The following is a 4,965-nucleotide window of genomic DNA, read 5'->3' on the forward strand; positions in this document are numbered from 1 at the left end:
GCGCATTTCTTTAGCGGCTTTATTGGTAAAAGTAACTGCAAAAATACTATAGGCTGATGCTTGCTCAACCTGCATTAACCACGCGATACGATGAACTAAAACACGTGTTTTACCCGAACCAGCACCTGCTAATACCAGCATGTTTTGTAGTGGGGCTGCAACGGCATCGCGTTGTTTGTCATTTAAGCCATCGAGTAATTCAGAAACGTCCATCGTTACGCCTTTTCAATCAATAATGAGGGCAGTATAACAGGTGTTTTTGTTAGGCTAAATAAAATACTGTTTTTATGAACAGCTATTCTAAAAATACTTGTAAAACTAATCGCTTAGTCGCTTTTTTGTACTCTTAAGTAACGATAATTAATAATAAAAATAATCAAATTGACCTATATTTAGTAAAAAATACTAAAGCAGTTATTTAGTAGTAATTTAACTATTTGATTTTTAAGCTTTAATAAATTGGCATAAAGTGTGATAGTAAGTAAATAACTAAAACTTAAAATTAATTAACTACAGAGGTGAGTATGGCTGATCAAGGTTCTGGCGGTAATGTTATTGCAGCGTTGTGTAATATATTTTTTCCTGGTTTAGGGCAATTGGTACAAGGGCGAATTTTAGCCGCTATCTTTTTTGCGCTAGCTATTATAATTAGTTACGCACTTATTTATGTATTAATAGGCTTCGTACTCGTACCTATTATTTATTTATGGTCGATTATAGATGCTGCACGTTTTAGATCGCGAAGTTAGCTTTTATGTCACCTATTTAATAGCGCCCATTGGCGCTATTTTGCGTTTTAGGGTCGGTGTTTAAGGCTATTTATGGGTATAATTAGCGCATTAGCGTTTTAAAAGTAAAAATTATGGAATATCAATTTATACGTGACCCTATTAGTGGGCTGCGCATTAAAATAAGCAGCGAGCATGCCCTAATTGGCCGTTGGTTAAACGAAGAAATTGGCAAAGAAAAAGTCGAGATGGTACAAGCACTTATTAGCTCGGTAAAAACAAGTTACGAGCCAATAACGTTAAAAGGCCAAGAGATAGACTTAATACTCTCTAAAGACGAAGCCTTATTTGAAGCCCATGCCCTACACCAAGACAGCGAAGATTTAGTCGCCTATCAAGATGATGACTTAATGCTTGAAGAAAGTGGCCTAGTGAGTGGTTGTGGCTTTGAAGATTTTATAGATTTAATAGAGTCATGGGCTGAGTTTAGTGGCTCGCGTTAAGCGTTTAAAAGGCCAACCTAGTTGGCCTTTTTTGTAATATCAATGGTGTTAAGTTATTAGACATTTATAGCGCTCTATTTAGCACCCTAGAATGATTAAATATTTAAGTCGATTGGTATAACTACAGATTATTGATTTTCTATTGATTTAACGCCAGCTAATAATAGCTCCTCTGTTAAACGTACTTTGTAATTAGGGTTTGCGTACTGAAAATACACAACGCTACTTTTATCAATTACAAATACAGCCGGTACAGGTAAAGCGACGTTTACCTTGCCTTGGGCATCAACAAAGTTAACACCGCGCTTATTGCGATAGATAGCGGCTGTTTTATCATCTAAAAAATAAGCTAAACCTAAGGCTTTTGCTAGGGTTAGGCTATCATCTGAAAGCAGTAAATAATTTGGCGAGCTTATTTTACTTTGGGCTAGTTTTTCTGGGCTATCTGGCGATACTGCAATAATTTGCGCGTTTAAATTAGCGAGTTGCTGCTCAATTTCTTGTATATTAGCCAGTTGCTTTGAGCAATAAGGACACCAACCTCCGCGGTAAATAATAAGCACCGTTGTTTTTTCAGCAAAGCGCTTTTGTAACTCTACATTATTACCATGTTGATCTTTGAGCGTTATATTAGGCACGCTTAAGCCCGGTAATAATGGTGATACTTGCTCGGGGGCTGCAGCAATTCCTTCTGTACTTGCTTGCGCATTCGCTACTAAAAAAGCAGCCATTACAATAGTCGCCAAGGTATGCAGTAACACTTTACTCATCATTATTTCCTGCCCTGTTTTTATGTGCTGTTTATAATAGATCAAAAATGCACTTTTTATTATTTGCCTGTATCATAAGCGTAATTTAAAAGCTCAAGTGGAAACGATATGTCAGCCAACTTAAATAAGCTAGTAGTAATGCTAGAAATGCAAAATGCCATGAACACTAAAGTTCATGATCAATGGTTTAGCCAAGGCTTTGAGTGGTACAGAGCCATTTGGGTAGAGTGTGCAGAGATGCTAGATCATTACGGTTGGAAGTGGTGGAAAAAACAAACCCCAGACACCGAGCAAGTCATTCTAGAATTGGTTGATATATTTCATTTTGGTTTGTCGTTAAGAATTGACGGAACAACCTCTTACGAAGAGTTAGCTAAGCAGCTAGAACAAGAACTTAGCGCACCACAGGCCGCAGATGACTTTAAACAAACTCTTGAAATATTAGCAGCTTCAGCAGTTGCAAATAAAACCTTTAACGCGGCCGCGTTTGCAGGGTGTATGGCGCAAATAGGGATGGATATTGACGATTTATACCGCGGTTACGTAGGTAAAAACACGTTAAACTTTTTCCGCCAAGATCATGGCTACAAAGATGGCAGCTACATCAAAGTATGGAATGGCCAAGAAGATAACGAGCATTTAGTCGAAGTCGTTAAAAGCCTTGATACCGAACATGCCGACTTTGCAAAGTTAGTATATCAAGGCCTAGTGGCGCGTTACCCGCAACAATAATCTAGCTGCTAGATTATGTTTCTGTAGTCGGTTACGTTTAAGTAATCGGCTATTACATTATGTGGTTGCTGGCTATCTGGGTTGGCCACCGCAAGTAAATGTTCAATGCCGTATTCTCGGGCAGCATTTAAAACAGGCACACTATCATCAACAAACAAAGTGCGCTGCTTATTAAACCCTAAGTCTTTTTGTACTTGATGCCATAAACTTTGCTGCTCTTTACTCACTCCGTATTGATGAGTAGACACCACGCCATCTAAATAATTATCTATCGCGGTATGTTCAAATTTAAGCATGACGTTTTCTGGGTGGGCGTTAGTTAAAAGAATTAGCTCTTTACCTGCTTTTTTTAACTCAGTTAAAAAGTGGGGCACATCTTCGCGTACTTTTATTAAGTGCTGGGTTTGGCGTTTTAATTCCATTATTGGTAAATTGAGTTGCTCTTGCCAATAATCTAAGCAATACCACTGTATTTGACCACTTACCGCTTGATAGCGTTTGTGCATATCGGCTTTTGCTTCATCAAGGGTAATATTACGAGTGAGCGCAAGTTGCTCTGGTACAACGTTAAGCCAAAAGTGACTATCGAAATGTAAATCGAGTAATGTTCCGTCCATATCGAGTAAAACGGTATCGATTTTTGACCAATTTAGCATGGGCTTTTCCTTGTGAAAAGTTTATGATTAAGCACAACTGCCATGATAGCAAAATAACGCCAATGACACAGAAAAAGCACCCAACTCCGCCTCAAATTATTAGTAACAATGTAGTTGCTAAAAGCCGTTTATTTACTGTTGAATCGTTAGAGCTTAAGTTTTCTAATGACGAAGAGCGCCAGTATGAGCGCATACGTGGCGGTGGCCGCGGGGCTGTAATGATTGTACCAATAACTGCAGATAACGAAATGCTACTGGTACGTGAATATTGCGCGGGCACAAACGACTACCAATTAGGCTTTCCTAAAGGCTTGATAGACCCCGGCGAAACACCACAGCAAGCTGCAAACAGAGAGCTTAAAGAAGAAGTGGGTTTTGGTGCTGAATTTTTTGAGCCGCTAAAAGTAGTATCAATGGCGCCAAGTTACTTTAACGCGACCATGCATATTTTATTTGCTAAGCAACTATATCCGCAAACGTTAGAAGGTGATGAGCCCGAACCTTTAGTGGTTGTTAAGTGGCCATTAACAGATTGGCAGTCATTATTAGAGCAAGACGATTTTACCGAAGCTCGCAGTGTTGCCGCTTTGCTATTATTAAATAAGTATTTAGCGTCTGGAGCTGCAAATGAATAAATTACTAGAGCCTTGTATTGAACTTGCACAAAGTGCAGGCGATGCCATTATGGCTATTTATAAAAAAGACGATATTGGCCAGCAAGAAAAGTCAGACTCTACGCCTGTTACAAAAGCAGACTTAGCGTCTAACGATGTGCTTGTTGCTGGTTTAAAAGCGCTTGCGCCCGACATCCCTATCATGTCGGAAGAAACGCCTATTCCGGCACTTGCCCAAAGAAAGAACTGGCAACGCTATTGGTTATTAGATCCGATGGATGGCACTGGCGAGTTTATTTTAGAAAGTGGTGACTTTGCCGTTAATATTGCACTTATTGAAAATAATCACCCCGTTTTAGGTGTGATTCATTGGCCAGCAAAAGGGATCACTTACTTTGCTACTGCTAATCAGGGTGCATTTAAACGAGAAAATGGTAGCGACACAAAAATGTCGGTAGCAACACCCGATAACCTAACGTTGGCAGTAAGTCGTAGACAAAAAATTGAAGCGGTCAGTCAGTATTTAAATACGCAGTTTGCCACTATTGCAGTAGGCTCGTGCTCGCTAAAAGCATGTATAGTTGCCGAGGGCAAAGCCGACTGCTTTTTACGAATTGGTCCTACAGGCGAGTGGGATACCGGCGCGTCACAAGTTATTGTAGAAGAAGCGGGTGGGTGTATAACCGATGCAGAATTTAATCCGCTTACTTATAACCAGCGTGAGAGCACTGAAAATCCTGACTTTATTGTAATGGGACACCCAGATTGGGAGTTTCAAAAAATGATAAGCCCACATCAGAGATAGCTATTTATAGTGTTTGTTGATTGCTTTTTGTTCGGTTGAACACAATTAACTAGTTAAAGCCTTGCAATATAAGTTTATTCCTATATTATAGCGCTCTCTTCGAAACAGGCTCGTTATTAACACGAAACTATTTCAAAGAAATTACAGGCGCGGGATG

The 4,965-nt window shown here is 39.4% G+C and carries 8 protein-coding genes; 5 read left to right on the forward strand and 3 right to left on the reverse strand.

The window, feature by feature from the left end; genetic code table 11:
- Positions 1 to 213: UvrD-helicase domain-containing protein (locus tag B4F91_RS13435; RefSeq protein WP_288635860.1), on the reverse strand; the 213-nt coding region annotated here is incomplete at its 3' end.
- Positions 214 to 524: 311 nt separating this feature from the next.
- Here B4F91_RS13435 and B4F91_RS13440 point away from each other — a divergent pair.
- Positions 525 to 749, forward strand: coding sequence for a hypothetical protein (locus B4F91_RS13440; protein ID WP_096040979.1), 225 nt, complete (start codon positions 525 to 527; stop codon positions 747 to 749).
- Positions 750 to 862: 113 nt separating this feature from the next.
- Positions 863 to 1,231 (forward strand): YacL family protein, encoded by a 369-nt coding sequence (locus B4F91_RS13445; protein WP_096040980.1) that lies wholly within the window; start codon positions 863 to 865, stop codon positions 1,229 to 1,231.
- A gap of 128 nt (positions 1,232 to 1,359) precedes the next feature.
- Here the strand turns inward: B4F91_RS13445 and B4F91_RS13450 are convergent, their stop codons facing one another.
- Positions 1,360 to 2,004: a peroxiredoxin-like family protein gene (locus B4F91_RS13450; protein ID WP_256846344.1), complete on the reverse strand. Its 645-nt coding sequence runs from the start codon at positions 2,002 to 2,004 to the stop codon at positions 1,360 to 1,362.
- A 105-nt stretch (positions 2,005 to 2,109) separates the two neighbouring features.
- Here B4F91_RS13450 and B4F91_RS13455 point away from each other — a divergent pair, with 105 nt between their 5' ends.
- Positions 2,110 to 2,733, forward strand: coding sequence for a dUTP diphosphatase (locus B4F91_RS13455; protein ID WP_004588667.1), 624 nt, complete (start codon positions 2,110 to 2,112; stop codon positions 2,731 to 2,733).
- A gap of 8 nt (positions 2,734 to 2,741) precedes the next feature.
- Here the strand turns inward: B4F91_RS13455 and yrfG are convergent, their stop codons facing one another.
- Positions 2,742 to 3,389, reverse strand: coding sequence for a GMP/IMP nucleotidase (yrfG, locus tag B4F91_RS13460; RefSeq protein WP_004588668.1), 648 nt, complete (start codon positions 3,387 to 3,389; stop codon positions 2,742 to 2,744).
- A gap of 62 nt (positions 3,390 to 3,451) precedes the next feature.
- Between yrfG and nudE the strand changes: the two genes are divergently transcribed.
- Positions 3,452 to 4,024, forward strand: coding sequence for an ADP compounds hydrolase NudE (gene nudE / locus B4F91_RS13465; RefSeq protein WP_029772216.1), 573 nt, complete (start codon positions 3,452 to 3,454; stop codon positions 4,022 to 4,024).
- Complete coding sequence (gene cysQ / locus B4F91_RS13470; RefSeq protein ID WP_004588670.1) at positions 4,017 to 4,808, forward strand: 3'(2'),5'-bisphosphate nucleotidase CysQ; 792 nt, start codon at positions 4,017 to 4,019, stop codon at positions 4,806 to 4,808. Before nudE ends, cysQ begins: the two co-directional genes overlap by 8 nt.
- The last annotated feature ends 157 nt before the right edge of the window (positions 4,809 to 4,965 follow it).

The organism is Pseudoalteromonas sp. UBA6610 (genome assembly GCF_002433295.1).
GTDB lineage: Bacteria > Pseudomonadota > Gammaproteobacteria > Enterobacterales > Alteromonadaceae > Pseudoalteromonas > Pseudoalteromonas atlantica.

What these genes read in the sequence shown, in the direction of transcription:
- B4F91_RS13440 (WP_096040979.1), top strand. Translation starts at nt 525, where the DNA reads ATGGCTGATCAAGGTTCTGGCGGTAATGTTATTGCAGCGTTGTGTAAT.
- B4F91_RS13455 (WP_004588667.1), top strand. Translation starts at nt 2,110, where the DNA reads ATGTCAGCCAACTTAAATAAGCTAGTAGTAATGCTAGAAATGCAAAAT.
- cysQ (WP_004588670.1), top strand. Translation starts at nt 4,017, where the DNA reads ATGAATAAATTACTAGAGCCTTGTATTGAACTTGCACAAAGTGCAGGC.
- nudE (WP_029772216.1), top strand. Translation starts at nt 3,452, where the DNA reads ATGACACAGAAAAAGCACCCAACTCCGCCTCAAATTATTAGTAACAAT.
- yrfG (WP_004588668.1), bottom strand. Translation starts at nt 3,389, where the DNA reads ATGCTAAATTGGTCAAAAATCGATACCGTTTTACTCGATATGGACGGA.
- B4F91_RS13445 (WP_096040980.1), top strand. Translation starts at nt 863, where the DNA reads ATGGAATATCAATTTATACGTGACCCTATTAGTGGGCTGCGCATTAAA.
- B4F91_RS13450 (WP_256846344.1), bottom strand. Translation starts at nt 2,004, where the DNA reads ATGATGAGTAAAGTGTTACTGCATACCTTGGCGACTATTGTAATGGCT.